The following is a 25,685-nucleotide window of genomic DNA, read 5'->3' on the forward strand; positions in this document are numbered from 1 at the left end:
GCCTCCCCGCCGCCCTACCGCCCTGCCTCACCGCCTCCCCGCCACGTCGACCCCCGGATCGGCCATGCTCTCCTTCGTCCTGCGACGGACCGTTCAAGCCCTCGCCGTCCTGGTCGCGGTCTCCGCCGCCGCCTTCGCCCTCTTCTACGCCGCGCCCGCCGACCCGGCCCGCGACGCCTGCGGCCCGCGCTGCGACGCCGGGCAGATCGCGGCGGTTCGCCGGAGCATGGGCCTGGACCAACCGCTCGTCGCCCAGTACACCGACTACCTGGTCGGAGTCGTCGCCGGGCGGGACATCAACGACGTCGACGGCTCGGCCATCGACTGCGCCGCGCCCTGCCTCGGCTACTCCTACCGGCTGCACCAGCCCGTCACCGAAGCCCTCGCCGAACACCTCCCGGTCACCTTCTCGCTGACCGCCGGGGCGCTGGCCGTCCTGCTGGTGCTCGGGCTCGGCACCGGGTTCGTCTCCGCGCTGCGGCACGGGCGGCGCACGGACCGGCTGCTGTCCGGCTTCACCCTGGTCGGCGCCAGCGTGCAGATCTACTTCCTCGGGTACATCGCGCAGTGGGTCCTGGTCTACTCCACCGGCCTGCTGCCGCTTCCCTCGTACACCCCTCCGGCCGAGGGCCCCGCCGCCTGGGCGGGCGGGATGCTGCTCCCCTGGCTCGTCCTCGGCTTCGTCAACTCGGCGGTGTTCGCGCGGCTTTCGCGCTCCCAGCTGCTGGAGACGATGAACGAGGAGTACGTCCGTACGGCTCGCGCCAAGGGCCTCGGACGGTTGCGCGCGCACCTCAAGTACACCTCGCGCGGCGCCGCCGGGCCGCTGGTGCAGCTGCTCGGGCTGGAAGCCGGGGCGCTGCTCGGCGGGGCGGTGATCACCGAGACGGTGTTCGGGCTGAACGGCGTCGGGCGGTTCACCGCGCAGGCCGTCGCCGGGCAGGACCTGCCCGCCGTGGTCGGTGCGGTGCTGCTGGCCGCCTGCTTCGTGGTGCTGTTCGTCGCGCTGGCCGACCTCGCGGTGGCCTGGCTCGATCCGCGTGTCCGGCTGAGCTGAGGGGGTGCTGTGATGAAGTCCGCTGTTTCGGGTGTGGTTGCGGGTTCGGTTTCGGGGGCTGCGGTGGGTGCGGGTGCTGCCGGTACGGGTGCTGCTGGTACGGGTGCTGCTGCGGGTTCGGTTCCGGGCGACGCTCCGGGTGCTGTCGCCGGGGGTGCCGAGCCGGTGCTGAGTGTTCGCGACCTGACCGTCACCTTCGCCGATCCGCGCGGTGGCGCGCCCGTGACCGCCGTTCGGGGGCTCTCCTTCGACCTCGCTGCGGGTGAAGTCCTGGGCCTGGTCGGCGAGTCGGGCTCCGGCAAGTCGACCGTCGGCCTCGCCGCCCTCGGCCTGCACGACCCGCGCACCACCACCGTCACCGGCTCGATCCGCTTGGGCGGGCGGGAGTTGGTGGGCGCGGACGACTCCGCGCTGCGTGACGTCCGGGGCGGAACGGCCGCGCTGGTCTTCCAGGACGCGCTCACCTCACTCAGCCCCTTCCACGGTGTCGGCGCCCAACTCGCCGAGATGTACCGGCTGCACCACCCGGGGGCGGGCCGTGCCGAAGCCCGTCGGCGGGCGACCGAGATGCTCGACCGGGTCGGTATCCCGCCGGCCCGGGTGCGCGACTACCCGCACCAGTTCTCCGGCGGGATGCGTCAGCGGGTGATGATCGCGATGGCACTGATGAACGACCCGCAGCTGCTGATCGCGGACGAGCCGACCACCGCCCTGGACGCCCGAGTCCAGCGGCACGTACTGGATCTGCTGGGCGAGTTGCAACGCGAGCAGGGGACGGCGGTCCTGCTGGTCAGCCACGACCTGGGTGTGGTCGCGGGCACCACGGACCGCACGCTGGTGCTGCGCGGCGGCGTCGAGGTCGAAACCGCACCGACCGCCGAACTGCTGGCCGCACCGCGCGAGCCGTACACCCGGGCACTGGTGGGGGCGGCGCTCCGCCTGGACTCCGTACCGGGTACTGCACTGGCCACAGTCGATGAGCCGTCACCGTCACGGGTGTTCCGGCCGAGGGCCGTCGAGCGCACGGATCGATGGCTGGTCGAGGTGGACGACCTCACCGTGCACTTCCCCGGCCGGCGGCGCATCCCCGGCCTGCGCACCGAGCCGGTGCGGGCGGTCGAGGGCGTGGGCCTGCGGATCGCCCCCGGCGAGACGGTCGGCCTGGTCGGCGAGTCCGGCTCGGGCAAGTCCACCACCTCACGGGTCCTGGCCGGGCTGCAACGGCCCACCGGTGGACGGGTGTCGTACGACGGCCAGGACGCCACCCGGCCGGACCGGGAGCTGCGGCGCCGGCTCAGCCGCGAGATCCAGCTGGTCTTCCAGGACCCGTACGCCTCGCTCAACCCACGCCGTACCGTCGGCCGGACCCTCGACACCCCGCTGCGCCTGCACACCCCGCTCACCCCGGCCGAACGGCGGGAGCGCTCGGCCGAGTTGCTGGAGCAGGTCGGGCTGAGCGGCGACCACCTGGACCGCTACCCGCACGAGTTCTCCGGCGGACAGCGCCAACGGATCGGCATCGCCCGCGCGCTGGCCCCGCAGCCGCGCCTGATCATCGCGGACGAGCCGGTCTCGGCGCTCGACGTGTCGGTGCAGGCGCAGGTGCTCAACCTGCTGATGGAACTGCGCGAACGCCTCGGCGTGGCTTTCCTGTTCGTCTCGCACGACCTCGCGGTGGTGCGGCACTTCTGCGACCGGGTGGCGGTGATGCACCGGGGCCGTCTGGTGGAGTCCACCGACCGGGACCGGCTGTTCGATGCGCCGCACACCGAGTACACCCGGGAGCTGCTGGCGGCGGTGCACTGAGGACGGCGATGCGGGGACCATGATCGAAGCCCCACCAGGACCGAATGGAGAGGTGTTCGGCTGCGCGGGCGTGGCTCAAGGCGTTAGCGTGCAAGCGATGTGACGTAGACGTAGGAGAACCAGGAATCGCCAGCCGAGGGGCCACATTGTCGGACGACCTGCTCATCGCAAAGATCAACCACGGTTTTGATCACCTCGACGCCGACGGCGACGGGCTGCTCACCGAGCGGGACCACGTCCTGATGGGCCACTCGGTGGCCCGCTCGCTCGGCCACCAGGAAGGCTCGGAGGCGGAGGCCGTCATCGTCCGCGCCTACCTGACGATCTGGCACGATCTCCACCTCGCCGGGCTGCCCGCCGACACCGAGGTGATCACCCGCGAGCAGTTCGCCGCCTCGACCGGCTTGCTCGCTGACGACCCCGAGGCCGCGCGGGACATCCTCGGCTCGCTCGCCGCGGCCTTCCTCGCCGTCGCCGACGCCGACCGAAGCGGAACGGTGGACGCCGGGGAGTTCTTCGTCTTCCAGCGCGGCCACTTCGCCGGCCTCTGCCGCGACGACGCCGACGAGGCCTTCCGCCACCTGGACACCGACGGGGACGGCGTCCTGTCCGCGGCCGAGTTCACCGAAGCGATCATCGAGTACTGGACCAGCCGCGACCCGGAGGCCCCGGGCAACTGGTGGACGGGCAAGCCCCCGCACGCGTTCTGAGCCGTCCCGGGGCTGCGGTTGGTGGGGGCGGGGGCGGCCGGCGGAGGCGGTGGCCGCGGGCGGGGGGCGGGGCGGGGCGGCCGGCGGGGCCTTCGGGACGCTCGCTCAGGTGCGCGAGGACGTCGTCTTCTCGGGCCGCTCCGGACTCGCCGGACGCTCCGGGCTCGCCTGACTCACCGGGCTCGCCGGGCGATCCGCCCGCGGAGCACGCCCCGGGCGGCCCGGACGTCCCGGACTCCGGCTGACGCTCACCACCAGGCAGACACCCGCCACCACGATCGCCCCACCGGTCAGAGTCGGACCGGTCAACGGCTCGGCCAGGATCAGCCAGCCGAGCAGCACCGCGACCACCGGGTTCACGTACGCGTACGTGCCGACCAGCGTCAGCGGGGCGGCGCGCAGCAGCCAGGCGTACGCGGTGAAGGCGAGCAGCGAACCGAACAGCACCAGGTAGGCCAGCGCCAGCCAGGACCGGCCGGAGACGGCCCCGAGGTCCAGGCCGTGCTGCTCACCGCGCACCAGTCCGACCAGCAGATCGCAGAGGCCGCCGGCCAGCATCTGGTAGGCGCTCGCGGCGAGCACGTTGCCCGGCATCGGGACCCGCTTGCTCGCGAACGAGCCGGCCGCCCAGAGCAGCGTGGCGCAGATGATCGCGATCACGCCGAGCGGTTCGACGGTCCCGCCGATCGCCGGGGCCGACAGCACACCGAGGCCGACCAGCCCGAGCAGCACCCCGGCCAGCTCGGCCGGCTTCGGGCGCTCACCGCCGAAGGCCGTGAGCACCACCATCCAGAGCGGGACGGCGGCCACCAGCAGGGCGGCCAGGCCGGAGGGGACGGAGGTCTCGCCCAGGACCACCAGCCCGTTGCCGCCAGTCAGCAGCAGCACGCCGACCAGGACGGCGGAGGCCAGTTGGCGCAGGCTGACCTTCAGGCCGGCCGGGCCCTGGCGCACCAGCAGGTAGCCGACCAGCAGGAGGCCCGCGGTGAGGAAGCGGACCGCGGCGGAGAGGAAGGAGGGCATCGTCTCCAGGGCGATCCGGATCGCCAGGTAGGTCGAGCCCCAGACGACGTAGACCACCGCGAGGGCCAGCCAGACCGCGCCGACGAGGCGGGTGGCGGGGGCTGCCGGGGTGGAGCCTTGAGCGGGGGTGGCCGGGGTGGACCCTGGGGTGGAGTCTTGAGCGGAGGCGGAACCGGGGGTGGGGGCCGGTTGGGAGGAGGCGGGCGGTGTCATGTGTGTCCCCCTTGGACGGTGCTGGCCGAACACCGACATGACATCGCATCGGTGGCCCGGTGCGCCACTCCGTATCAGGAACCGGACCGCGGGACGTACCGTGGGCGCTCCCGAGCGAGGAGGTCGAACCCGTGTCCGCACCCGAGGATGCCCTGCCGTTCTTCGTCTACGGCACCCTGCGCAGTGGCGGCCGCAACCACGCCGCCCACCTGGCCGGGCGCTGCGCCGACATCCGGCCTGCGGTGCTGGACGGCGCCGCACTGCACGCGGGGCCCGGCTTCCCGTACGCCGTGCCGGACGCGGCGCCCGGGCGCCGGATCGTGGGTGAGCTGATCACCGTCCGCCCGGGCGCGTACGCCGGAGCGCTGGAGGCCCTGGACGCGCTGGAGGAGTGCCGGGCGGACGGGACCGGGCTGTACGTGCGGCGCCGGATGTCGGTGCGGACGGCGGCGGGCGAGGCTCGGGACGCGTGGGTCTACCTCGCCGGGCCGGCCGCCGCGGCCCGGTTGCGCGAGCGGCCGGCGCTGATCGAGTCGGGGGACTGGGCGGAGCGGTGACGGCGTTCGGAGTTCAGCGGACAACTTTGAGCGGACAACTTTCAGCCGACGACTTTCAGACGACAGATTTCAGATGACAGCCTTCAGATGACAACTTTCAAAATCTGAAATCTGTCAGCTGAACGCCGTCACCCGTCACCTCCCCCGGAGCCGCCCCAAACCGCCAGGTAGGCTGCCCGGCCAGTGGGATTTTCCGTCCCTTGGCCGGCCGAACGACGAGGAGCCACCCGGTGCCCGAGCTGCCATCCCCGATCGCCGTCGTCGGGATCGGGGCCGACGGCTGGCCCGGCCTCGCCGCCACCTCCCGAGCGGCCCTGCGGGACGCCGAGGTGGTCGTCGGCGGCCCCCGCCAACTGGACCTGCTCCCCCAGGACGAGGTCACCGCCCGGCGCGTGCCCTGGCCCTCCCCGCTGCGCCCGGCCGTCCCCGGACTGCTCGCCGCCCATGCCGACCGCCGCGTCGCCGTCCTGGCCAGCGGCGACCCGATGTTCTACGGCATCGGCCGCACGCTCGCCGAGACCGTCGGTGCCGAGCGGCTGCGCGTCCTGCCGCACCCCTCCGCCGTCTCCTACGCCTGCGCCCGGATCGGCTGGCCGCTGGAGGCGACCGAGGTGGTCAGCCTGGTCGGCCGTCCGCTGGACACCCTCTCCCTCGCCCTCCACCCCGGCCGCCGCCTGCTGGTGCTCAGCGCCGACGCCGCCACCCCGGCCGCCGTCGCCGCACTGCTCACCGCCCGCGGCTACGGCACCGCCCGGCTGCGCGTGCTCGAAAAGCTCGGCCACGAGAGCGAGCGGCAGCTGCACGGCCCCGCCGACGGCTGGCCGCACCCGCCCGGCGACCCGCTGAACGTCATCGCCGTCGACCTCGGTGACGGCCCCCGCACCTCCCTCGTCCCCGGCCTGCCCGACGCCGCGTACGAGAGCGACGGCCAGCTCACCAAGCGCCACGTCCGCGCCGCCACCCTCGCCGCCCTCGCCCCCTCCCCCGGCGAACTGCTCTGGGACATCGGCGGCGGCTCCGGCTCGATTGCCATCGAGTGGCTGCGCGCCCACCGCGACTGCCAGGCCGTCACCGTCGAGCGCGACCCGGTCCGGGCCGGGCGGATCGCCCGCAACGCCGCCACCCTCGGCGTGCCCCGGCTGCGCGTGGTTACCGGCCCGGCCCCGGCTGCGCTCGCCGAACTCCCCGCCCCTGACGCCGTGTTCATCGGCGGCGGCCTCACCGCGCCCGGCCTGCTGGACAGTTGCTGGGCCGCGCTGCGCCCCGGCGGCCGGATCGTCGCCAACACCGTGACCCTGGAGTCCGAGGCGCTGCTCACCGAGTGGTACCGGCGCCACAGCGGCGAACTCGTCAAGCTCGCGGTCGCCCACGCCGTCCCGGTGGGCGGCTTCACCGGGTGGCGCCAGGCCATGCCGGTCACCCAGTGGTCCGCCGTCAAGCCCGAAACCGGCAGGACCGATACCGCCAGGACTGATACCGGCGGGACCGAAACCCCCCAGGAGAACGCCTCGTGACCGTCTACTTCATCGGCGCCGGCCCGGGCGCCGCCGACCTGATCACCCTGCGCGGCCAGCGCGTCCTGGCCCGGGCCGAGGTCTGCCTCTTCGCCGGCAGCCTCGTCCCGCGCGAACTGCTGGACGAGTGCCCGCCCGGCGCCCGGCTGGTCGACACCGCGCAGCTCAACCTGGACCAGATCGTCGCCGAGCTGGTCCGCGCCCACGAGGCCGGACAGGACGTGGCCCGGCTGCACTCCGGCGACCCGTCCGTCTTCTCCGCCGTCGCCGAGCAGATGCGGCGCCTGGACGCGGCCGGCATCCCGTACGAGGTGGTCCCCGGCGTGCCCGCCTTCGCCGCCGCCGCGGCCGCGCTGAAGCGGGAGTTGACCGTGCCGACCGTCGGCCAGACCGTCATCCTCACCCGGATCGCCAAGCGCGCCACCCCCATGCCCGAGGGCGAGGACCTCGCCACCCTCGGCCGCAGCGGCGCCCTCCTCGTGCTGCACCTGGCCGCCGGGTACGTGGACGACGTGGTCGAGCAGCTCCTCCCCCACTACGGCGCCGACTGCCCTGCCGCCGTCGTCGCGATGGCCAGCCGGCCCGACGAACTGGTGCTGCGCGGCACCGTCGGCGACATCGCCGAGCAGGTCAAGGCGGCAGGCGTGGTCCGCACCGCCGTCATCATCGTCGGCCGCACCCTGGCCGCCGAACAGTTCCGCGACAGCCACCTCTACTCGGCGGACCGCGAGCGCCCGCACGAGCCCTGCGGGGCGTGATGCGGCACCTGCTCATCCTCGGCGGGACGACGGAGGGACGGGCCCTGGCCGCCGCCGTCGACGGCCGCCCGTCCCTGCGGGTCACCAGCTCGCTGGCCGGCCGCACCGCCCAACCCCGGCTGCCCGCCGGGGAGGTGAGGATCGGCGGCTTCGGCGGCCCGGACGGGCTGGCGCACTGGCTGCGCGAGCAACGGGTGGACGCCGTCATCGATGCCACCCACCCGTTCGCCGCCGGCATCTCGCAGAACGCCGCACTCGCGGCCGCCGCCACCGGCGTCCCGCTGCTGGCGCTGCGCCGCCCCGGCTTCACACCCGTCGACGGGGACCGCTGGCTCCCCGTCCCCTCGCTCGCCGCAGCGGCCGACCTGCTGCCGTGCCGCGGTGAGCGGGTGTTCCTCACCATCGGACGACAGGGCATCGCCGCCTTCGCCCACGTCGTCGGGGCCCACTTCCTCGCCCGCTCGGTCGACCCGCCCGAGCCGCCGCTGCCGCCCTCCTTCGAACTCCTGCTGGACCGCGGCCCGTTCACGATCCACGGCGAGGAGGCGCTGCTGCGCGCGCACGACATCGACATCCTGGTCACCAAGGACAGCGGCGGCGCCGCGACGGCACCCAAACTCGCCGCCGCCCGCGGGCTGCAGCTGCCCGTGGTCATCGTGGAGCGCCCCCCGGTGCCGGACGGCCTGCCGGTCGTACCGGACGTGGCGGGCGCGGTGCACTGGCTGGAACAGCTGGGCTGAACCCGGGCCGAGTGCGCCCACCGGCGAGTAGCGCCGGCCGAGTCGACCGAGCGGGAGCACCGCACGGAACAACCCGGTGTTCGCGGAGTACGTGAACACCGGGTTGTACGTGGCGATCCTGCTGACCGGGCTCAACGGGTAAGCCCGGTCAGTGGGGTGACGATCCGTCAGATGTCGCGGAAGGTCTCGATCCGGGCGCCGATGGAGTTGAGGCGCTCGGCGAGGTCCTCGTAGCCGCGGTTGATGACGTAGACATTGCGCAGGACAGAGGTGCCCTGGGCGGCGAGCATGGCGAGGAGGATGACCACGGCGGGGCGCAGGGCCGGCGGGCACATCATCTCGGCGGCGCGCCAGCGGGTGGGGCCCTGGACCAGGACGCGGTGCGGGTCGAGGAGCTTGACGTCGGCGCCGAGGCGGGTCAGCTCGGTGAGGTAGATCGCGCGGTTGTCGTACACCCAGTCGTGGATCATCGTGGTGCCGTGGGCGGCCGCGGCGATGGCGGCGAAGAACGGCACGTTGTCGATGTTGATGCCGGGGAACGGCATCGGGTGGATGGTGTCGATCGGCGCGGTCAGCTTGGAGGGGCGCACGGTGAGGTCGACCAGGCGCGTGTGGCCGTTGTGGGCCGGGTACTCCGGGGTGCGGTCGTAGTCGAGGCCCATGCCCTCCAGCACCGCGAGCTCGATCTCCAGGAACTCGATCGGCACCCGGCGGATGGTCAGCTCGGAGGAGGTGACGACGGCGGCGGCGAGCAGGCTCATGGCCTCCACCGGGTCCTCGGCCGGGGTGTAGTCGACGTCGCAGGTGATCTCCGGGACGCCGTGCACGGTGAGGGTGGTGGTGCCGATGCCCTCGATCCGGACGCCCAGCTCCTCCAGGAAGAAGCAGAGGTCCTGGACCATGTAGTTGGGCGAGGCGTTGCGGATGACGCTCACGCCGTCGTGCCGCGCGGCGGCCAGCAGGGCGTTCTCGGTGACGGTGTCCCCGCGCTCGGTCAGCACGATCGGGCGGTCCAGGGGGGTGCCCGGCTCGACCGAGGCGTGGTAGGCACCGCCGGTGGTGGCGACCTCCAGGCCGAACCGGCGCAGGGCCGTGAGGTGCGGCTGGACGGTGCGGGTGCCGAGGTCGCAGCCGCCCGCGTAGGGGATGGCGAACTGCTGGGCGCGGTGCATCAGCGGGCCGAGGAACATCAGCACGCTGCGGGTGCGGCGGGCCGCCTCGACGTCCATCGCCGCGAGGTCCAGCTCGGCGGGCGGGGTGAGTTCAAGGTCGCGGCCCTCGTTGATCCAGCGGCTCTTGACGCCGATGCTGGTCAGCACTTCGAGGATGCGGTAGACCTCCTCGATCCGCGCGACGCTGCGGATCGTGGTCCGACCGGTGGTCAGCAGCGAGGCGCAGAGGATGGCCACGCAGGCGTTCTTGCTGCTGCGGACGTCGATGGCACCGGAGAGGCGGGTGCCGCCGGCGACCCGCAGGTGCATCGGGCCGGAGTAGCCGAGGGAGACGATCTCGCTGTCGAGGGCTTCGCCGATGCGGGCGATCATCTCAAGGCTGACGTTCTGCTTGCCCTGTTCGATGCGGTTGACCGCGCTCTGGCTGGTGCCGAGGGCCTCTCCGAGCTGCGCCTGGGACCAGCCGCGGTGCTGGCGCGCGGTACGGATGAGGGTGCCGATACGGGTGAGGTAGTCGCCTGTCACCCGCCAGACCATATCTCATGGTTGAGATGGCGACAGAATCAAGGGACAGCACGGCACGCCTTTTGTCCGTTTCTCACCCCGTATGGACGTCAGATCTTCACATCACGGGGTGATGCTGTCATGGCCCCAGCGGCTCCGCGCGGCCGACGATGGTGCCCGCACGGTCGATGCAGATGACGTCCACGGCCACCGGCGAGCCCAGCAGCACCCCCAGCGCCGTCGCCCGGGCCGCCTGGGCGACCAGGTCCCCGAGCGGCACCCCGGCCGCACGGCACAACTGCACCGCCTCCAGCCCGGTGTTGGCCGCCGCCACCGCCGCGACCAGCGACTCGTCCGCCCCGCCCTGCCGGGCCAGCCCGGCCAGGTAGCCCTTGTCCACCTGGGAGCGCGCCGAGTGCAGGTCGAGGTGGCCGGCGGCGAGCTTGGACAGCTTGGCGAAGCCGCCCGCGATGGTCAGCCGGGGCACCGGATGGCGCTTGAGGTACTTGAGCACGGCGCCGGCGAAGTCGCCCATGTCGAGCAGCGCATCCTCGGGCAGCCCGTGCACCGCGACCGCGACCTTCTCCGAGGTGGAACCGGTACAGCCGGCCACGTGCGTACGCCCCGCCGCCCGGGCCACGTCCACGCCGCGGCGGATCGAGTCGATCCAGGCCGAGCAGGAGTAGGGGACGACGATCCCGGTGGTTCCGAGGATGGAGAGGCCGCCGAGGATGCCGAGCCGCGGGTTCCACGTCGAGCGGGCGATCTCCTCGCCGTGGTCGACGGAGATCTCGACCACCACGTCCCCGCTGGCGCCGTGCTCGTCGGCCACCTCGGCGACCGCGTCCCGGATCATCTGCCGGGGCACCGGGTTGATCGCGGGCTCGCCGACAGGCAGCGGCAGGCCCGCCTTGGTGACCGTCCCCACGCCGGGGCCGGCCCGGAACACCACCCCGGCGCCGGGCTCACCGGCCCGCACCGTCGAGCGGATCAGCGCGCCGTGGGTGACGTCGGGGTCGTCACCGGCGTCCTTGACCACTGCGGCCATGGCGCGCACGCCCGCGTCGAGCTCCTCCGCCGCGAGGGCGAAGGCGGGCTGCTGGCCCTTGGGCAGGGTGATCACCACGGGGTCGGGGAACTCGCCGGTGAGCAGCGCGGTGTACGCGGCCTTGGTGGCGGCAGTGGCGCAGGCGCCCGTCGTCCAACCGTGCCGCAGGCCGCTGCTCTTCAGCTGACCGGCCCGGCCTCCCGCCCCGGCTGCCGCTGCGGCCATCTGCGCCTCGCTCCCGACCACGTCCGTCCACATTCGTCCCGGCCGCCTCGGCCGGGCCTGCCGATTCTCCCCCATCCGCCCCGGCACCCCGCGACCGGGCCCCGCAGGACAGCACGGTGGTGCCGGGAGCCGCCCGGCGTTCTCGAACTGTTCTTCGCACGGGCCTCGCCCGCTCGGGCTACCAACGAGTAATCTGTCGCTCCGTTACCTAACGGGTTCGTGACGCATGGTCCGGCAACCGGGTCCTCCGGCCGGGCCATCAGTATGTGGGGGTTTTTGTGGCAGGGATGAGTCGGCGCACGTTCCTCACGGGTACGTCGGTGGCCGCCGCATGGTCGGCCTTGTCGCTGGGCGGCGCGTCGTTCGCCTCGGCCGCGACGCGTGACCAGGCGCTGGCGGCCACGGCCGCGCGGGCCGTCACGGTCGCCGGCACCACGCTGGAGCAGGTGGCCACGCCGGTCGGCGCCGGCACCTACAAGCGGCTGACCGCCGGCCCGGGCTGGCCGCTGGTGGTGCGCGGCGACCTGGCCGCGCCGGGCACCGGCAGAGACGACCGCCGCACCGGGCTGGCCAGCTTCGTCCAGTTCAGCGACCTGCACCTGGTGGACACCGAGTCCCCGGTGCGCTTCGAGTACCTGGCCCGGTTCAACGGCAGCGCCTACCGGCCGCAGGAGTCCCTGAACGCCCGCGGTGTGTCGGCGCTCGTCGAGCGGGTCAACTCGCTCGCCGGCGGCCCCTACACCGGAATGCCGTTCAGCATGGTGATGGCCACCGGTGACAACACCGACAACCACGAGCTCGCCGAACTCGACTGGTACCTCAAGGTCATGGGCGGTGGCCGGCTCGCCCAGAACACCGGCGACCCGAACCGCTACGAAGGTGTGCAGAACTCCGGCAACTCGGCCTACTGGAACCCCGAGCTCGCCTACGGCGACGGCTACAAGACCAAGGGATTCCCGCAGATATCCGGCTTCCTGTCCGCCTCGGGCCGCCCCTTCGACGCGCCGGGCCTGCGCACGCCGTGGTACACGACGGTCGGCAACCACGACGACAGCATCGAGGGCTCGCTGCCCGACCTCGGACTGCTCAACGACCTCTACACCGGCCAGTACAAGCTGGAGGGCTGCGACGACGCCACGGCCGCCCAGCTGATGGACTCGCTGCGCCGCGACCCGGCGGGCGCCGTGCTGCTGCTCGCGAAGCTGCTCGCCGACGGCGAGGCGGTGCGCCGGATCACCCCGGACGAGCGCCGCAAGCCGTTCACGCTCAAGGAGTTCGCCAAGGCCCACCTGGACCCGGCGGTCACCGGCGCGGGCCCGTACGGGCACGGCTTCACCTCGGACATGGCGAGCAGCGGCAAGCTCTACTACACCTTCCGCATCTCGGAGAAGGTGGTCGGCATCAGCCTGGACACCACCAACCAGGCCGGGTTCGCGGACGGTTCGCTGGGCACCGCCCAACTGCGCTGGCTGGAGAAGCAGTTGCAGGCGCACAGCGGCCACTGGTACGACGCCGACGGGCGCAAGGTCACGGGCGGGAGCACGGACGACGTGATCCTGCTCTTCAGCCACCACACCAGCAGCTCCATGGGCAACCTGCTGCCGGACCCGCGCAACATCTTCGAGCGGCGGCACGACGGCAACGAGCTGGTGGCGCTGCTGCAGCGCTACCCGAACGTGGTCGCCTGGGTGAACGGGCACACCCACATGAACAAGATCACGCCGCACGGCCACGCGGTGCCGGAGCGGGCGTTCTGGGAGATCAACACCGCCTCGCACATCGACTACCCGCAGCACGGCCGGATCATCGAGGTCGTGGACAACGGGGACGGCACGCTCTCGCTGTTCACCACGCTGATCGAGTCCTCCGCGCCGTACGAGACGGACTTCGGCGGCACCTCGGACGCCAACCTCGCGGCGCTCTACCGCGAGCTGTCGTACAACGACCCGAACGGGCGGGTCACGGCGCTGCTCGGCGCGGGCGAGGACCACAACACGGAGCTGGTCATCGCCAAGCCGACCCGGTGACGGGCTGAGGGCTGAGGGCTGAGGGCTGAGGCTGACGGCGAACAGATGACAAAAGACAGATGACAGCTGACAGATTTCGTTATCTGTCAGCTGTCATCTGTCATCCGTCCGACGTCAGCCGTCCGCCGTCACGCCTCCGGGTACCGCCGGGGCGTCCAGACGACCTCCACGCCGCCGCCCCGCTCGACCGCCTGGGTCTGCGAGGAGCCGATCAGCAGGATCGTCCGCATGTCGACCAGCGCCGGGTCCAGTTCGCCGAGCCTGACGATCCGGATCCGCTCGGTCGGCCCGCCGACGTCCCGCGCCATCACCACCGGGGTCTCCGGCGCCCGGTACTCCAGCAGCAGGTCCCGGGCGAGGCCGACCTGGGTGGTCCGGGACTGTGAGCCCGGGTTGTACAGCGCGAGCACCAGGTCCGCCTCGGCGGCGGCGCGCAGCCTCTTGGCCACCACGTCCCAGGGCTTGAGCCGGTCGGAAAGCGACACCGTCGCATAGTCGTGCCCGAGCGGGGCGCCGGCCCGGGAGGCAGCCGCGTGGGCGGCGGTCATCCCCGGGAGGATCCGCACCGGGACGTCCCGGTAGGCCTCCTCGCAGGCGACCTCCAGCACGGCGGTGGCCATCGCGAAGACGCCCGGGTCGCCGGAGGAGACCACCGCGACCCGGTGCCCGCGCCGCGCGAGGTCCAGCGCGTACTCGGCGCGCTCCGACTCCACCTTGTTGTCCGAGCCGTGCCGCTGCTGCCCCGGGCGCTCGGGCACCCGGGCCAGGTAGGTGGTGTAGCCGACCAGGTCGGTGGCCTCGGCCAGCGCGCCGCGCGCCTCGGGGGTGAGCCAGAGCGGCCCGGCCGGCCCGGTGCCGACCACGGTCACGCTGCCGGTGCCCTCCGACAGCCGGACCTCGGGCTCCAGCGGCGCGACCTTGCTCGGCAGCACCGCGACCGAGAAGTACGGCACCGTCTCGCCGTCGACCTCCGCGAGTGGCGCGATGCGCTCGCCCGCCATGAAGGCCCGCTCCACGTACTGGGCGTCGTCCAGCCGCCCGGCCCGCTCCAGGGCCCGGCGGACGACCGGGAAGGTGCGCCCGAGCTTCATGATCACCGCGGAGTCGGCGGCCGCGATCCGCGCCGTCAGCTCCTCCTCGGGCAGGGTGCCCGGGATGACGGTGAGCGTCTCCTCCGCCTCGGTCAGCGGCTGTCCGAGGCGGGCCGCCGCCGCGCTGACCGAGGTCACGCCGGGCACCACCTCGGTCGGGTAGCGGTGCGCGAGCCGCTTGTGCATGTGCTGGTACGAGCCGTAGAAGAGCGGGTCCCCCTCGGCGAGGACCACGACGTCGCGGCCGGCGTCCAGGTGGGCGGCCAGCCGGGCGGCGGCCTCCTCGTAGAACTCGTCCAACGCGCCCCGGTACCCGCCCGGGTGGTCGGTGGTCTCGACGGTGAGCGGGTAGACCAGCTTCTCCTCGATCTGACCACCCGTCAGGTACCGCTCGGCGATCGAGCGTGCGATGGACCGGCCGTGCCGAGCGCTGTGGTACGCCACCACGTCGGCCTTGCCGATGAGTTCGGCGGCGCGGACGGTCACCAGCGACGGGTCCCCCGGGCCGAGCCCGACGCCGTACAGCCGTCCGGTCGAGGTCGAGGTCGAGGGGCTCTGACGTTCCGTCACTCTTCTTCGCTCGCAATCGCATTGATGGCGGCGGCGGCGATCGCGCTGCCGCCACGCCGACCGCGCACCACCAGGTGCTCCAGGCCGGACGGGTGCTCGGCCAGGGCCTGCTTGGACTCGGCGGCGCCGATGAAGCCGACCGGGACGCCGATCACCGCGGCCGGGCGCGGCGCGCCCGCCTCGATCATTTCCAGCAGCCGGAACAGCGAGGTCGGCGCGTTGCCGACGGCGACCACCGCGCCCTCCAGCTTGGGCAGCCACAGCTCCATGGCTGCGGCACTGCGGGTGTTGCCCATCGCGCGGGCAAGTTCGGGCACCGACGGGTCGGTGAGGGTGCAGACCACCTCGTTGTCGGCGGGCAGCCGCTTGCGGGTCACCCCGCTCGCGACCATGTTGACGTCACAGAGGATCGGCGCACCGGCGCGCAGCGCAGCGCGTGCGGAGGCGACCACGCCGGGCGAGTACACCAGGTCCTCGACCAGGTCGACCATCCCGCAGGCGTGGATCATCCGCACCGCGACCTGGGAGACGTCCGCCGGGAGGGCGGCCAGATCGGCCTCCGCACGGATGGTGGCAAAGGACTGGCGGTAGATGGACGCGCCGTCCTTCTCGTACTCGATCACTTCGTCGTCCTCCTGGCCTCGGCGACCGCCTGGGCCATCTCCTCGTTCGTCACGTCCACGGAAGGGACAGGTGCCGGTCCGTTCACCGTCACCCGGTAGCCGTGCCCCGTGGCGAGCACGTCCACCCACCGCCCGGCCGGGTGGCCGCAGCGCCGTTCACAGCCCGACCAGTGGACGGGCAGCATGGCGGGAAGCCCGCCGCCGACGGACCCGTGGCCGGCGTCCAACGCCCGGGCCGCGTCCGGGCGGACGTCGGCCTGCGACTTGGCGCAGCCCGGCAGCCCGGTGCAGGCGGTGGCCCGCTCCCAGGGCGTGCCCGGCTCGGTGCGGAACCCGGCCTCGGCGAGCGCGGGAAGCCGGTCGGCCGGCGCCCCTGGCAGGACCGCGCCGCGCCAGGGCGTCAGCCGCAGCTCCCCGGCGGAGGCGGCGATCAGCGCCCGCCACTGCGCGGCGCTCGCCCGCCCGAAGCGCAGGCCCACCGAGAGCCCGCCGGGCAGCGCGCCCACTTCCGGCGCCGTACCGGCGGGGGCGGGCAGCGGCACCGGGCCGGCCGGCAGCAGGTCGGGGACCTCGCGCAGGTGCCAGGCCTGGCGGCCGGTGGTCCGCAGCGCCGCCAGGAAGCGACGGGCCGCGTCCAGTACGGCCGTCACCTCCTGTCCGGCCTCGACGGGGTGCCCGTGGGTGGAGCGCCCGAGGCGCAGCAGGGCGGGCCCGTCCGAACCTGCGATCAATGTCACATCGGCGTCGAGCGCGGCGACGTCGCCGCGTCCGTCGTCCAGCGCGAACAGGAACTTGCCGGAGAGTCCGGGCGCCCAGTCGCTCGCGCACAGCCGCGCGTCCAGGTCCCGTACCCAGGCCTGGACATCGGCGGAAGAGGAGGCGGGGACGGCGTCCAGCCCCGCCAGTGGCGAGGCGACGATGTTGCGGACCCGCTCGTGGGTGTCCGAGGGCAGCAGTCCGACGCCGCGCAGTCGCTCGGCGAGGTCCGCCGCGCACTGCGAGTCCAGGCCCCGCAGTTGGACGTTGCCGCGCGAGGTGGTCTCCAACCGGCCGTCCCCGAGGGCTTCGGCGGCCTCGGCCAGCGCGAGCGCCTGACGGTCCGTCAGCAGGCCGCCGGGCAGGCGGATCCGGGCCAGGGCGCCGTCGTCGGCCGGGTGCAGACGCAGCGCGCCGGGGCAGGCGTCCGCGCGCCCCCGGTCGGGCACCTCCCGGTCGGGCACGACGGCGCCCGGCGCGGTGGCGTCGGGTGTCGGTGGCATGGCGGCGAGCATACAGATGATCCGATCGGTTGCCTCCGTCCGCTGCATCACACTCCGGCGCACCCGGACACGCACCGACGCGCACCGACGCGCAAACCGGAGCAAGCACCGACGCGAGCACCGAGGCACACGCCGACGCACAAGCCGGCGTGCACGCCGACGCACAAGCCGCAGCCGCCAGGGCTCACCGGAGCCCGCCGGGGCCCGCGGCCGAAAGCTCACTCTCCCCCAGGTCAGCCGTACCCCGTACGATGCAGGGCGGGCGGTCCGCGGACCGCCCGCACGCCAGCGACGGCGCAGGGGAGGAAACCGGTGCAAGCCCGGTGCGGTCCCGCCACTGTGACCGCGGTTCACCGGGAAGCCGGTCGGCCGCGGGAGCCAGGAACTCCTGCCGTCCTCCACCGGCCCGGGGCGCGGACCCCGAGGAAGGCAGAAATGCACCAGCGCTGTCGCATGCCCGCGAACGCGTCCACGGCCATCACTGCGGCCATCCTGGCCACCCACGAGGCCGGGAGGGCCTTCGCATGATCCTGCTGCTGTCGACGTCCGACACCGACCTGCTGAGCGCCCGCGCCTCCGAGGGCCCCGTGCGCTACCGGCTCGGCAACCCGGCCCGGCTCACCCCCGAGGACCTGCCCGCACTGCTGGAGGGCACCGAGCTCGTCGTGGTCCGCCTGCTCGGCGGCCGCCGCGCCTGGCAGGAGGGCCTGGACGCGCTGCTGGCCGGCCCCCGCCCGGTGGTGGTGCTGACCGGTGAACAGGCCCCCGACGCCCAGCTGATGGAGCTGTCCACCGTCCCGGCCGGCATCGCCGCCGAGGCGCACGCCTACCTCGCCCACGGCGGTGCCGCCAACCTGGCCGAGCTCGGCGCCTTCCTCTCCGACACCGTGCTGCTCACCGGCCACGGCTTCGCCCCGCCCGCCTCCGCCCCGGCCTGGGGCCCGCTGGAGCGCGAGGCCCGTACGTCCGACGGCCCGACGGTCGCGGTGCTCTACTACCGCGCCCACCACATGAGCGGCAACACCGCCTTCGTCGAGACGCTCTGCCGGGCCATCGAGGACCAGGGCGCCCGGGCCAGGGCCTACTACTGCGCCTCGCTGCGCGGCGCCGAGCCCGAGCTGCTGGCCGCACTCGGCGAGGCCGACGCGATCGTCACCACGGTCCTCGCCGCCGGCGGCACCCGCCCGGCCGACGCCCAGGCGGGCGGCGACGAGGAGGCCTGGGACGCGGGAGCGCTCGCCGCGCTGGACCGCCCGATCCTGCAGGCGCTCTGCCTGACCTGGTCGCGCGCCCAGTGGGAGAGCAGCGACGACGGCCTGTCCCCGCTGGACACCGCCACCCAGGTCGCCGTGCCGGAGTTCGACGGCCGGCTGATCACCGTCCCGTTCTCCTTCAAGGAGCTGGACGAGGACGGCCTCACCGTCTACGCCGCCGACCCGGAGCGCGCCGCCCGCGTGGCCGGCACCGCCGTCAGCCATGCCCGGCTGCGGTACGTCCCGGCCGCCGAGCGCCGTCTCGCGCTGGTGCTGTCCGCCTACCCGACGAAGCACGCCCGGGTCGGCAACGCCGTCGGCCTGGACACTCCGGCCAGCGCGGTGCGGCTGCTGGAGCGGCTGCGCGCGGAGGGCATGGACCTGGGCGACAACCTGCCCGGCTTCGACGGCGCCGAGGACGAGGGCCACGAAGGCCACGAGGGCGATGCGATCATCCACGCCCTGATCGCCGCCGGCGGCTACGACCAGGACTGGCTCACCGAGGACCAGCTGGCCCGCAACCCGGTGCGCATCCCCGCGGCCGACTACCGCCGCTGGTACGCCACCCTTCCGCAGGCCCTGCGCGAGCAGGTCGAGGAGCACTGGGGCCCGGCCCCCGGCGAGCTGTACGTCGACCGCTCGCAGAACCCGGACGGCGACATCGTGCTGGCCGCGATCCGCTCCGGGAACCTGCTCGTCCTCATCCAGCCGCCGCGCGGCTTCGGCGAGAACCCGGTCGCCATCTACCACGACCCGGACCTGCCGCCGAGCCACCACTACCTGGCCGCCTACCGCTGGATCGAGGCCGCGCAGGAGGACGGCGGCTTCGGCGCCCACGCCGTCATCCACCTCGGCAAGCACGGCAACCTGGAGTGGCTGCCCGGCAAGACCGCCGCACTGTCCGCCGAGTGCGGCCCGGACGCCGTCCTCGGCAACCTCCCGCTCGTCTACCCCTTCCTGGTCAACGACCCGGGCGAGGGCACCCAGGCCAAGCGCCGCGCCCACGCCACCCTGGTCGACCACCTCGTCCCGCCGATGGCCCGCGCCGACTCCTACGGCGACATCGCCCGCCTGGAGCAGCTGCTGGACGAGCACTCCAACATCGCCGCGATGGACCCGGCCAAGCTGCCCGCCATCCGCGCCCAGATCTGGACGCTGATCCAGGCCGCCAAGCTCGACCACGACCTCGGTCTGGACGAGCGCCCCGAGGACGACGGCTTCGACGACTTCCTGCTGCACGTCGACGGCTGGCTCTGCGAGGTCAAGGACGCCCAGATCCGCGACGGCCTGCACGTCCTGGGCCAGGCTCCGGCCGGCACCGACCGGGTCAACATCGTGCTCGCCATCCTGCGCGCCCGGCAGATCTGGGGCGGCGTCAGCGCGCTGCCCGGCCTGCGCGAGGCGCTCGGCCTGGACGAGGCGGCACTGACCCTCGGCGCCACCGACGCCGCCGAGGCCAAGGCCCGCGCCCTGGTCGAGGCCATGGAGGCGGAGGACTGGGCGCCCGAGGCGGTCGAGAAGGTCACCGCCGAGCTGCCGGAGAGCGTCCAGCAGGCCGTCCGCGAGGTACTGGTCTTCGCCGCCACCCAGGTGGTGCCGCGCCTGGCCGCCACCACCGACGAGCTGGACGCCGTGCTGCACGCGCTGCAGGGCGGTTTCGTCCCGGCCGGCCCCTCCGGCTCGCCGCTGCGCGGGCTGGTCAACGTGCTGCCGACCGGCCGCAACTTCTACTCCGTCGACCCGAAGGCCGTCCCCAGCAAGCTCGCCTGGGAGACCGGCCAGGCGCTCGCCGCCTCGCTGATCGAGCGCTACACCGCCGACAACGACGGCGCCTACCCGCCCTCGGTCGGGCTCTCGCTCTGGGGCACCAGCGCGATGCGCACCGCCGGCGACGACATCGCCGAGGCCTTCGCCCTGCTCGGCGTCCGCCCGGTCTGGGACGACGCCTCCCGCCGGGTCACCGGCCTGGAGCCGATCCCGCCGGCGGAGCTGGGCCGCCCGCGCATCGACGTCACGCTGCGCATCTCCGGCTTCTTCCGGGACGCCTTCCCGCACGTCGTCGCCCTGCTGGACGACGCGGTGCGCCTGGCCGCCGCGCAGGAGGAGGCCGAAGCAGACAACTTCGTGCGGGCCCACGTCCAGGCCGACCTCGCCGTGCACGGCGACGAGCGCAAGGCCACCGTCCGCGTCTTCGGCTCCCGCCCGGGCACGTACGGAGCGGGCCTGCTCCAGCTGATCGACAGCCGGGACTGGCGCACCGACGCCGACCTGGCCGAGGTGTACACGGTCTGGGGCGGCTACGCGTACGGTCGCGGGCTGGACGGGCGGCCGGCCCGCGAGGAGATGGAGACCGCGTACAAGCGGATCACCGTCGCCGCGAAGAACACCGACACCCGCGAGCACGACATCGCCGACTCGGACGACTACTTCCAGTACCACGGCGGCATGGTGGCCACCGTCCGCGCCCTCACCGGCAAGGCGCCGACCGCCTACATCGGTGACTCGACCCGCCCCGAGACGGTCCGCACCCGCACGCTGACCGAGGAGGCCGCCCGCGTCTTCCGCGCCCGCGTGGTCAACCCGCGGTGGATCGAGGCGATGCGCCGGCACGGCTACAAGGGCGCCTTCGAGATGGCCGCGACGGTCGACTACCTGTTCGGCTACGACGCCACGACCGGCGTGGTCGCGGACTGGATGTACGAGAAGCTGACCCAGGAGTACGTGCTCGACCCGGTCAACCGGGAGTTCCTTGCCGGCGCCAACCCGTGGGCGCTGCACGGGATCAGCGAGCGTCTGCTGGAGGCGGCGAGCCGCGGGCTGTGGGAGCAGCCGGACCCGGAGCTGATCGCGCAGCTGCAGGCCGCGTTCCTGGAGACGGAGGGGGACCTGGAGGGCGGGGAGGGCTGAGGGAGGCTTCCCCCGCTTGACGTGAAGGGGGACGCCGGTGTTCCTGTCGTCCATTCGGGTGACAGGAACACTGGTGGCGTACGCCGTCCAAGCGGACAATACGGGGCATGCCGCGTCGCTCCGTTCCCACCGGCCCCGTCCTGAGCACCCCCGCCACCGAGCCCGCCGAGGAGGTCGGAGAGCCAGCACCCCAGCCGGCGCCCCAGCCGGATCCCCAGCCAGGGCTCCAGCCGGATCCCCAACCAGCGCCCCACCGGTACCGCGCCCGGTTCGCCGCGCTGGCGGCCGGGGCGGTGCCGGTGCTCGCGTTCCCCGCGCCCGGGCAGGCCTGGCTGGCGTGGATCGCGCTCGTCCCCGGACTGCTGCTGATGCAGCGGGCGCCGTCGGGGCGGGAGGCGGCGGTGCGCGGGTGGTGGTTCGGGGCGGGGTTCATCCTGACCGCGATGTACTGGCTGGTCCCGTCCGTCGGACCGGGGCTGCCGGTCATCGCGGTGCTGTTCGGGGCGCTGCAGGGCGCCGTCGGGTACACCGTGCACCGGCTGCTGCACCCGCCGCTGACCACCCGTCGGGCCCTGCTCGCACTGCTGGTCGTCCCGGCGGTCTGGGTCTGCGCCGAGTACGCGCGCTCCTGGCACGCGCTCGGCGGGCCGTGGGCACTGCTCGGGGCCACCCAGTGGCAGCACCCGGCGATCCTCGGGCTGGCCGCGGCGGGCGGGATCTGGCTGGTCAGCGCGGCGGTGGCGGCGGTGAACACCGGGGTGCTGATCGCGCTGACCGCGGCGCACCGGCGACCGCGGGCCGTCGCCGCGGCGGTGGCGGTGCTGGTGCTGGCCTCCGGTCCGCTGCTGTTCTCGCTGCGCGAGGCGCCGGCCGGAGCCGGGGCGGTGACGGTGGCGCTGGTCCAGCCCGGCATCGTGGCGGACCCGCAGGCCAGGTTCGAGGCGAGTGCGCGGGCCACCGCCGGACTGGCCGGGCAGCCGGTGGACCTGGTCGTGTGGGGCGAGAGCAGCACCACCGCCGACCTGGACCACGATCCGGCCGCACTGGACGTCCTGCGCGGCCTCGCCGCGACCACCGGCGCCCAGGTCGTCGCCGGGGAGGACGCGCGCAAGGCGGACGGACGGATCTCCAAGGACGCGGTGCTGGTCTCCCCGGCGGGCGTGGTGGACCGCTACCGCAAGATCCGGCTGGTGCCGTTCGGCGAGTACATCCCGCTGCGGCCGGTGCTCGGCTGGATCGCCGGGGTCAGCCGGGCGGCGGGCGAGAACCGGGCCCCCGGCACCGGGTTCCACCTGCTCCCGGCCACCGACCGGACGGGTGCGCCGCTGCCCGTCGGGGCGCTGATCTGCTTCGAGTCGGCCTTCCCCGACATGGCCCGCACCGCCGCCCGGGACGGCGCCCGGGTGCTGGTCTACCAGTCCTCGACCTCGACCTTCCAGCACACCTGGGCGCCCGAGCAGCACGTCTCGCTGGCGGCGATCCGGGCCGCCGAGACCGGGCGGCCGGCCGTGCAGGCCTCGCTGACCGGGGTCTCCGCGGCCTTCGACGCCCAGGGCCGGGAACTCGGCCGGCTGGGCACCGACCGCACCGGCGCTCTGACCGTCCGCCTGCCGCTCACCGCCCCCGGAACGCTGACCTGGTACGACCGGATCGGCGACGTGGTGCCGGTCGGGGCGCTGCTGGTCACGGCCGGGGCGGCGGTGGCGGCGGGGGTGTCGCGACGGCGCTCGGGTCGGGCGGCGGGTCGGGCGGCGGGTCAGGCCTCGGCCCAGGCCTCGGGTCGGGCGTCGGCTCAGATGTCGGCTGAGACGTCCGCGCCGGAGCTGTAGATTCCGAACGCGGCGCCCTGGGGGTCGCGCAGGACGGCGATCCGCCGGCCGCCCTGCATGGAGTACGGAGGCATCAGCACGTCCGCGCCGAGGGCGACCGCCCGGTTGACGGTGTTGTCCGCGTCGGCGACCGCGAAGTACGGCAGCCAGTGCGGCGGCACCTCGGGCGGGAAGTTCTCGCCCATCACCAGCATCCCGCCGAAGTCCCGGCCGGCCAGGCCCCACTGGGTGTAGTGCTCGGACGGCGCGACGGACCAGCCGAAGACCGCCGGGTAGAAGGCGGTCGCACCGGCCGGGTCGCGGGTGAGCAGTTCCACCCAGCCGAGCGAGCCGGGCTCGTTGAACACCCCGGCGCCCTGAAAGGCACCGGCCTGCCAGAGGATGAAGACCGCGCGGGAGCGGTCGGCGGCCACCGCGAAGCGGCCGTGGTCGAGCACGTCGGTGGGCTCCTTGATGAGCGTGCCGCCGGCGTCCTTGATCCTCGCCGCGGTGGCCTCGGCGTCGGCGACCGCGAAGCAGATCGTCCAGGCCGTCGGCTGCTGCGGCGCGTAGCGCGGGGTGATCGCGGCGGCCGGGGCGTCGCCGACCAGCATCTGGGTGTAGCCGCCGTCCGCGGGGCGTGCGCCGTCGTCCTCGCGCCAGCCGAACAGCTCGCCGTAGAAGGCCCTGGCGGCGGGCGGGTCGTCGGTGCCCAGCTCCACCCAGCAGGGGGCGTCGGTGGTCACGGAGGTCTGCTTCACGGTTTCTGCTCCCCGGCTTCGATGATGACCTTTCCGCGGGCGTGCCCGGATTCGACCAGCGCCAGCGCCTCGGCGGCGGCGGTGAGCGGAAAGCGGTGGGTGACGTGCGGGTCCAACTCGCCGGAGTCGACCATCGCGGCCAGGGCGGCGAGCGTCCCGGAGGTGGTCGAGCGCGTGAGGAAACTGCCGCCGAGCTCGGCGACGGTGACCGGGTCCACGGTGCTGACCAGCACGGTACGGTCGGTGATCACTCCGGCCACGGCCCGCAGGGCGTCGCCGCCGACCAGGTCGAGGACGCCGTCGACGCCGTCGGGTGCGGCCGCCGCGATCCGCTCGGCGACACCCTCGCCGTAGCGCACGTGCACCGCGCCCAGGGACTCCACGTACGCGCGGTTGGCGTCGCCGGCGGTGCCGATCACGACCAGGCCCCTGGCGCGGGCGAGTTGGGCGGCGATGGTGCCGACGCCGCCGGAGACGCCGAGGATCAGCAGCGTCCGGCCGACGCCGAGACCGAGTCCGCGTACGGCGTCGTCGGCGGTGGCGGCCGAAACGGGCAGCGTGGCAGCCTGGTCGAAGCCGACCGCGCCGGGCTTGATGGCGCTCAACTCGGCACGCAGCAGTGCCTGTTCGGCGAATCCTCCACCGTCGGTGCTGCCGAACACCTCGTCTCCCGGGGCGAACCCGGTGACCTCGGGGCCGACCCTCAGCACCACGCCCGAGGCCTCCAGGCCGAGTACGGCGGGCAGTTGTTGCTCGCGACCGAAGTAGCCCTGGCGGATCTTCCAGTCCGCCGGATTCACTCCGGCTGCCCGCACCGCGATCGCCAACCGGCCGGGGCCGGGGTCCTGCGGCGGGCGGTCCAGGAACTCCTGAGTCTCCGGCCCGCCGTAGTCGGTGAAGCCGAACGCCTTGACCATCGGTGATCCCACTCCTCGGGTAGCGGTCTGCGGCCCCCGCCCACTCCCCCGCCCCAGCATGCGGGGCGAAGCGGCGAGGGGGCGGGCGCTGGTGGGCCGAACGGGCGGGAACGTGAGGGAACGAACGACGGCAGACAGATGACAGCCGACAGATGACAGATGTTGAAATCTGTTATCTGTCGGCTGAAATCTGTCGGCCGTCAGTTGTTCGTCGCCACGCGTTAGCTCCGCAGAGCCCGGGCCACCGGGATCCAGAGTTCCGCCTCGGCGTCGGCCGCCCCCGGGACGAAGCGGGTCTTCAGGATCTCCGGGCCCGGCCGGGCCTCGTACGGGTTGGACGGGAACCACTGCGCGGCCACGTCCCCCCACATCTCCTGCAGCGCCTGCGGGAACGGTCCGGTGTTGGTGAACACCGCCCAGGTGCCGGCCGGGACGTCGAGGACATCCAGGTCATCCGGGACGACGGCGTCCGCGCGCGCCACCACCGCGTGCCAGTAGTCGAGTTCGGACCCCTCCTCCCGGTTGGGCGAGAAGTCGTCGGTCACCGACACGATGCCGACCGGGTCCGGTCCGGTGAGGGCCGTGATCCGCTCGACGGTGTCCTTGCCGAGCCCCCTGATGAACTCGGCGATGTGCGGGTTGATCCCCAGGTAGACCAGCGGCACCCGGGCCTTCCTGCCGACGATCCGGAACTCCGGCTTCTCGATGATTCGGTATTCCATGCTGCTGCTTCCTTCCACGACGAGTCGGAAGGACATCCGGGGCTGGGAGGTGAGCACCGCACCGTCACGCCGGGCCTCTCCCGGCCCGACCCCGTGCATCGCCCGGAACGCCCGGGCGAACGCCTCCCCCGACGTGTACCCGTACCGGACCGCGATGTCGAGCAACGTCCGCTCGCCGTCCAGGACTTCGGCCCCGGCGACGGTCAGTCGCCGGCGCCGGACGTACTCCGAGAACGGCATCCCGGCGAGCAGCGAGAACAACCGCCGGAAGTGGTACTCGGACGTCATCGCTATCCGCGCCAGCTCGCTCACGTCGACCTCGCCGTCCAGGTCCCGTTCGATGCGCTCCATCGCCCGGTTCAGGTGCTCCAGCACTCCGCCCCCATCCTTCCCTTGCTGATCATCACCGTAGGAAGGACC

19 protein-coding genes and 1 riboswitch are annotated in these 25,685 nt (G+C 73.5%); of the genes, 10 read left to right on the top strand and 9 right to left on the bottom strand.

Translation table 11 applies throughout. The features are described 5' to 3' along the window. The first annotated feature begins 64 nt into the window (after positions 1-64). From CRP52_RS04710 to CRP52_RS04720, 3 genes are all read left to right on the top strand, one after another. Positions 65-1,057 carry an ABC transporter permease gene (locus CRP52_RS04710; RefSeq protein WP_097235223.1) on the top strand — a complete coding sequence of 331 codons (993 nt, stop codon included), beginning with the start codon at positions 65-67 and terminating at the stop codon, positions 1,055-1,057. A 165-nt stretch (positions 1,058-1,222) separates the two neighbouring features. Beyond that, a complete protein-coding gene (locus CRP52_RS04715) occupies positions 1,223-2,863 on the top strand; it encodes a dipeptide ABC transporter ATP-binding protein (protein WP_257032287.1) in 1,641 nt (546 codons plus the stop codon). Positions 2,864-3,009: 146 nt separating this feature from the next. Next, on the top strand, positions 3,010-3,573 hold the full coding sequence (locus tag CRP52_RS04720) for an EF-hand domain-containing protein (RefSeq protein WP_097235225.1): 564 nt from the start codon (positions 3,010-3,012) through the stop codon (positions 3,571-3,573). Positions 3,574-3,678: 105 nt separating this feature from the next. Here the strand turns inward: CRP52_RS04720 and CRP52_RS04725 are convergent, their stop codons facing one another. Beyond that, complete coding sequence (locus tag CRP52_RS04725; RefSeq protein WP_097235226.1) at positions 3,679-4,809, bottom strand: EamA family transporter; 1,131 nt, start codon at positions 4,807-4,809, stop codon at positions 3,679-3,681. 131 nt (positions 4,810-4,940) lie between these two features. On the opposite strand from CRP52_RS04725, the gene CRP52_RS04730 reads away from it, so the two are divergent. The 4 genes from CRP52_RS04730 to CRP52_RS04745 all read left to right on the top strand — a co-directional run bounded on the left by CRP52_RS04730 (position 4,941) and on the right by CRP52_RS04745 (position 8,378). Beyond that, entirely contained in the window at positions 4,941-5,366 is a 426-nt protein-coding gene (locus tag CRP52_RS04730; protein ID WP_097235227.1) for a gamma-glutamylcyclotransferase family protein, read from the top strand. Between the two features lie 230 nt (positions 5,367-5,596). Continuing rightward, positions 5,597-6,880 (top strand): precorrin-6y C5,15-methyltransferase (decarboxylating) subunit CbiE, encoded by a 1,284-nt coding sequence (gene cbiE / locus CRP52_RS04735; protein ID WP_179852683.1) that lies wholly within the window; start codon positions 5,597-5,599, stop codon positions 6,878-6,880. After that, positions 6,877-7,638: a precorrin-4 C(11)-methyltransferase gene (gene cobM, locus CRP52_RS04740; RefSeq protein ID WP_097235229.1), complete on the top strand. Its 762-nt coding sequence runs from the start codon at positions 6,877-6,879 to the stop codon at positions 7,636-7,638. Before cbiE ends, cobM begins: the two co-directional genes overlap by 4 nt. Beyond that, positions 7,638-8,378 carry a cobalt-precorrin-6A reductase gene (locus CRP52_RS04745; protein ID WP_097235230.1) on the top strand — a complete coding sequence of 247 codons (741 nt, stop codon included), beginning with the start codon at positions 7,638-7,640 and terminating at the stop codon, positions 8,376-8,378. The genes cobM and CRP52_RS04745 overlap by 1 nt, the downstream gene beginning before the upstream one ends. Before the next feature lie 167 nt (positions 8,379-8,545). Here the strand turns inward: CRP52_RS04745 and CRP52_RS04750 are convergent, their stop codons facing one another. Together CRP52_RS04750 and CRP52_RS04755 are read right to left on the bottom strand one after the other, a co-directional pair. Continuing rightward, positions 8,546-10,075 carry a UDP-N-acetylglucosamine 1-carboxyvinyltransferase gene (locus CRP52_RS04750; RefSeq protein WP_097239835.1) on the bottom strand — a complete coding sequence of 510 codons (1,530 nt, stop codon included), beginning with the start codon at positions 10,073-10,075 and terminating at the stop codon, positions 8,546-8,548. A 118-nt stretch (positions 10,076-10,193) separates the two neighbouring features. After that, a complete protein-coding gene (locus tag CRP52_RS04755; RefSeq protein ID WP_097239836.1) occupies positions 10,194-11,327 on the bottom strand; it encodes a cobalt-precorrin-5B (C(1))-methyltransferase in 1,134 nt (377 codons plus the stop codon). Between the two features lie 287 nt (positions 11,328-11,614). Here CRP52_RS04755 and CRP52_RS04760 point away from each other — a divergent pair, with 287 nt between their 5' ends. Then, positions 11,615-13,354 (top strand): TIGR03767 family metallophosphoesterase, encoded by a 1,740-nt coding sequence (locus CRP52_RS04760; protein WP_097235231.1) that lies wholly within the window; start codon positions 11,615-11,617, stop codon positions 13,352-13,354. Between the two features lie 128 nt (positions 13,355-13,482). Here the strand turns inward: CRP52_RS04760 and CRP52_RS04765 are convergent, their stop codons facing one another. The 3 genes from CRP52_RS04765 to CRP52_RS04775 are packed head-to-tail and all read right to left on the bottom strand — an operon-like array spanning position 13,483 to position 16,897. Continuing rightward, complete coding sequence (locus CRP52_RS04765) at positions 13,483-15,015, bottom strand: precorrin-2 C(20)-methyltransferase (protein WP_097235232.1); 1,533 nt, start codon at positions 15,013-15,015, stop codon at positions 13,483-13,485. After that, positions 15,012-15,638: a precorrin-8X methylmutase gene (locus tag CRP52_RS04770; protein WP_097235233.1), complete on the bottom strand. Its 627-nt coding sequence runs from the start codon at positions 15,636-15,638 to the stop codon at positions 15,012-15,014. Before CRP52_RS04770 ends, CRP52_RS04765 begins: the two co-directional genes overlap by 4 nt. Then, positions 15,635-16,897 carry a hypothetical protein gene (locus CRP52_RS04775; RefSeq protein ID WP_257032288.1) on the bottom strand — a complete coding sequence of 421 codons (1,263 nt, stop codon included), beginning with the start codon at positions 16,895-16,897 and terminating at the stop codon, positions 15,635-15,637. The genes CRP52_RS04770 and CRP52_RS04775 overlap by 4 nt, the downstream gene beginning before the upstream one ends. Before the next feature lie 302 nt (positions 16,898-17,199). After that, a riboswitch (cobalamin riboswitch) is annotated at positions 17,200-17,285 on the top strand. Positions 17,286-17,421: 136 nt separating this feature from the next. Here CRP52_RS04775 and cobN point away from each other — a divergent pair. Both cobN and lnt read left to right on the top strand, forming a co-directional pair. Continuing rightward, positions 17,422-21,057, top strand: a complete 3,636-nt coding sequence (cobN, locus tag CRP52_RS04780; RefSeq protein ID WP_097235234.1) for a cobaltochelatase subunit CobN — start codon at positions 17,422-17,424, stop codon at positions 21,055-21,057. Positions 21,058-21,164: 107 nt separating this feature from the next. Further along, positions 21,165-22,886 (top strand): apolipoprotein N-acyltransferase, encoded by a 1,722-nt coding sequence (lnt, locus tag CRP52_RS04785; RefSeq protein WP_097235235.1) that lies wholly within the window; start codon positions 21,165-21,167, stop codon positions 22,884-22,886. Here lnt and CRP52_RS04790 read toward each other — a convergent pair. The 3 genes from CRP52_RS04790 to CRP52_RS04800 all read right to left on the bottom strand — a co-directional run bounded on the left by CRP52_RS04790 (position 22,850) and on the right by CRP52_RS04800 (position 25,640). After that, on the bottom strand, positions 22,850-23,626 hold the full coding sequence (locus CRP52_RS04790) for a VOC family protein (protein ID WP_097235236.1): 777 nt from the start codon (positions 23,624-23,626) through the stop codon (positions 22,850-22,852). The genes lnt and CRP52_RS04790 overlap by 37 nt on opposite strands. Continuing rightward, on the bottom strand, positions 23,623-24,543 hold the full coding sequence (locus tag CRP52_RS04795) for an NADP-dependent oxidoreductase (RefSeq protein WP_097235237.1): 921 nt from the start codon (positions 24,541-24,543) through the stop codon (positions 23,623-23,625). The genes CRP52_RS04790 and CRP52_RS04795 overlap by 4 nt, the downstream gene beginning before the upstream one ends. Before the next feature lie 221 nt (positions 24,544-24,764). Further along, on the bottom strand, positions 24,765-25,640 hold the full coding sequence (locus CRP52_RS04800; protein ID WP_097235238.1) for an AraC family transcriptional regulator: 876 nt from the start codon (positions 25,638-25,640) through the stop codon (positions 24,765-24,767). Positions 25,641-25,685: the final 45 nt, after the last annotated feature.

Origin of the sequence: Streptomyces sp. 1331.2, from assembly GCF_900199205.1 — a bacterium.
Taxonomy (GTDB): domain Bacteria; phylum Actinomycetota; class Actinomycetes; order Streptomycetales; family Streptomycetaceae; genus Kitasatospora.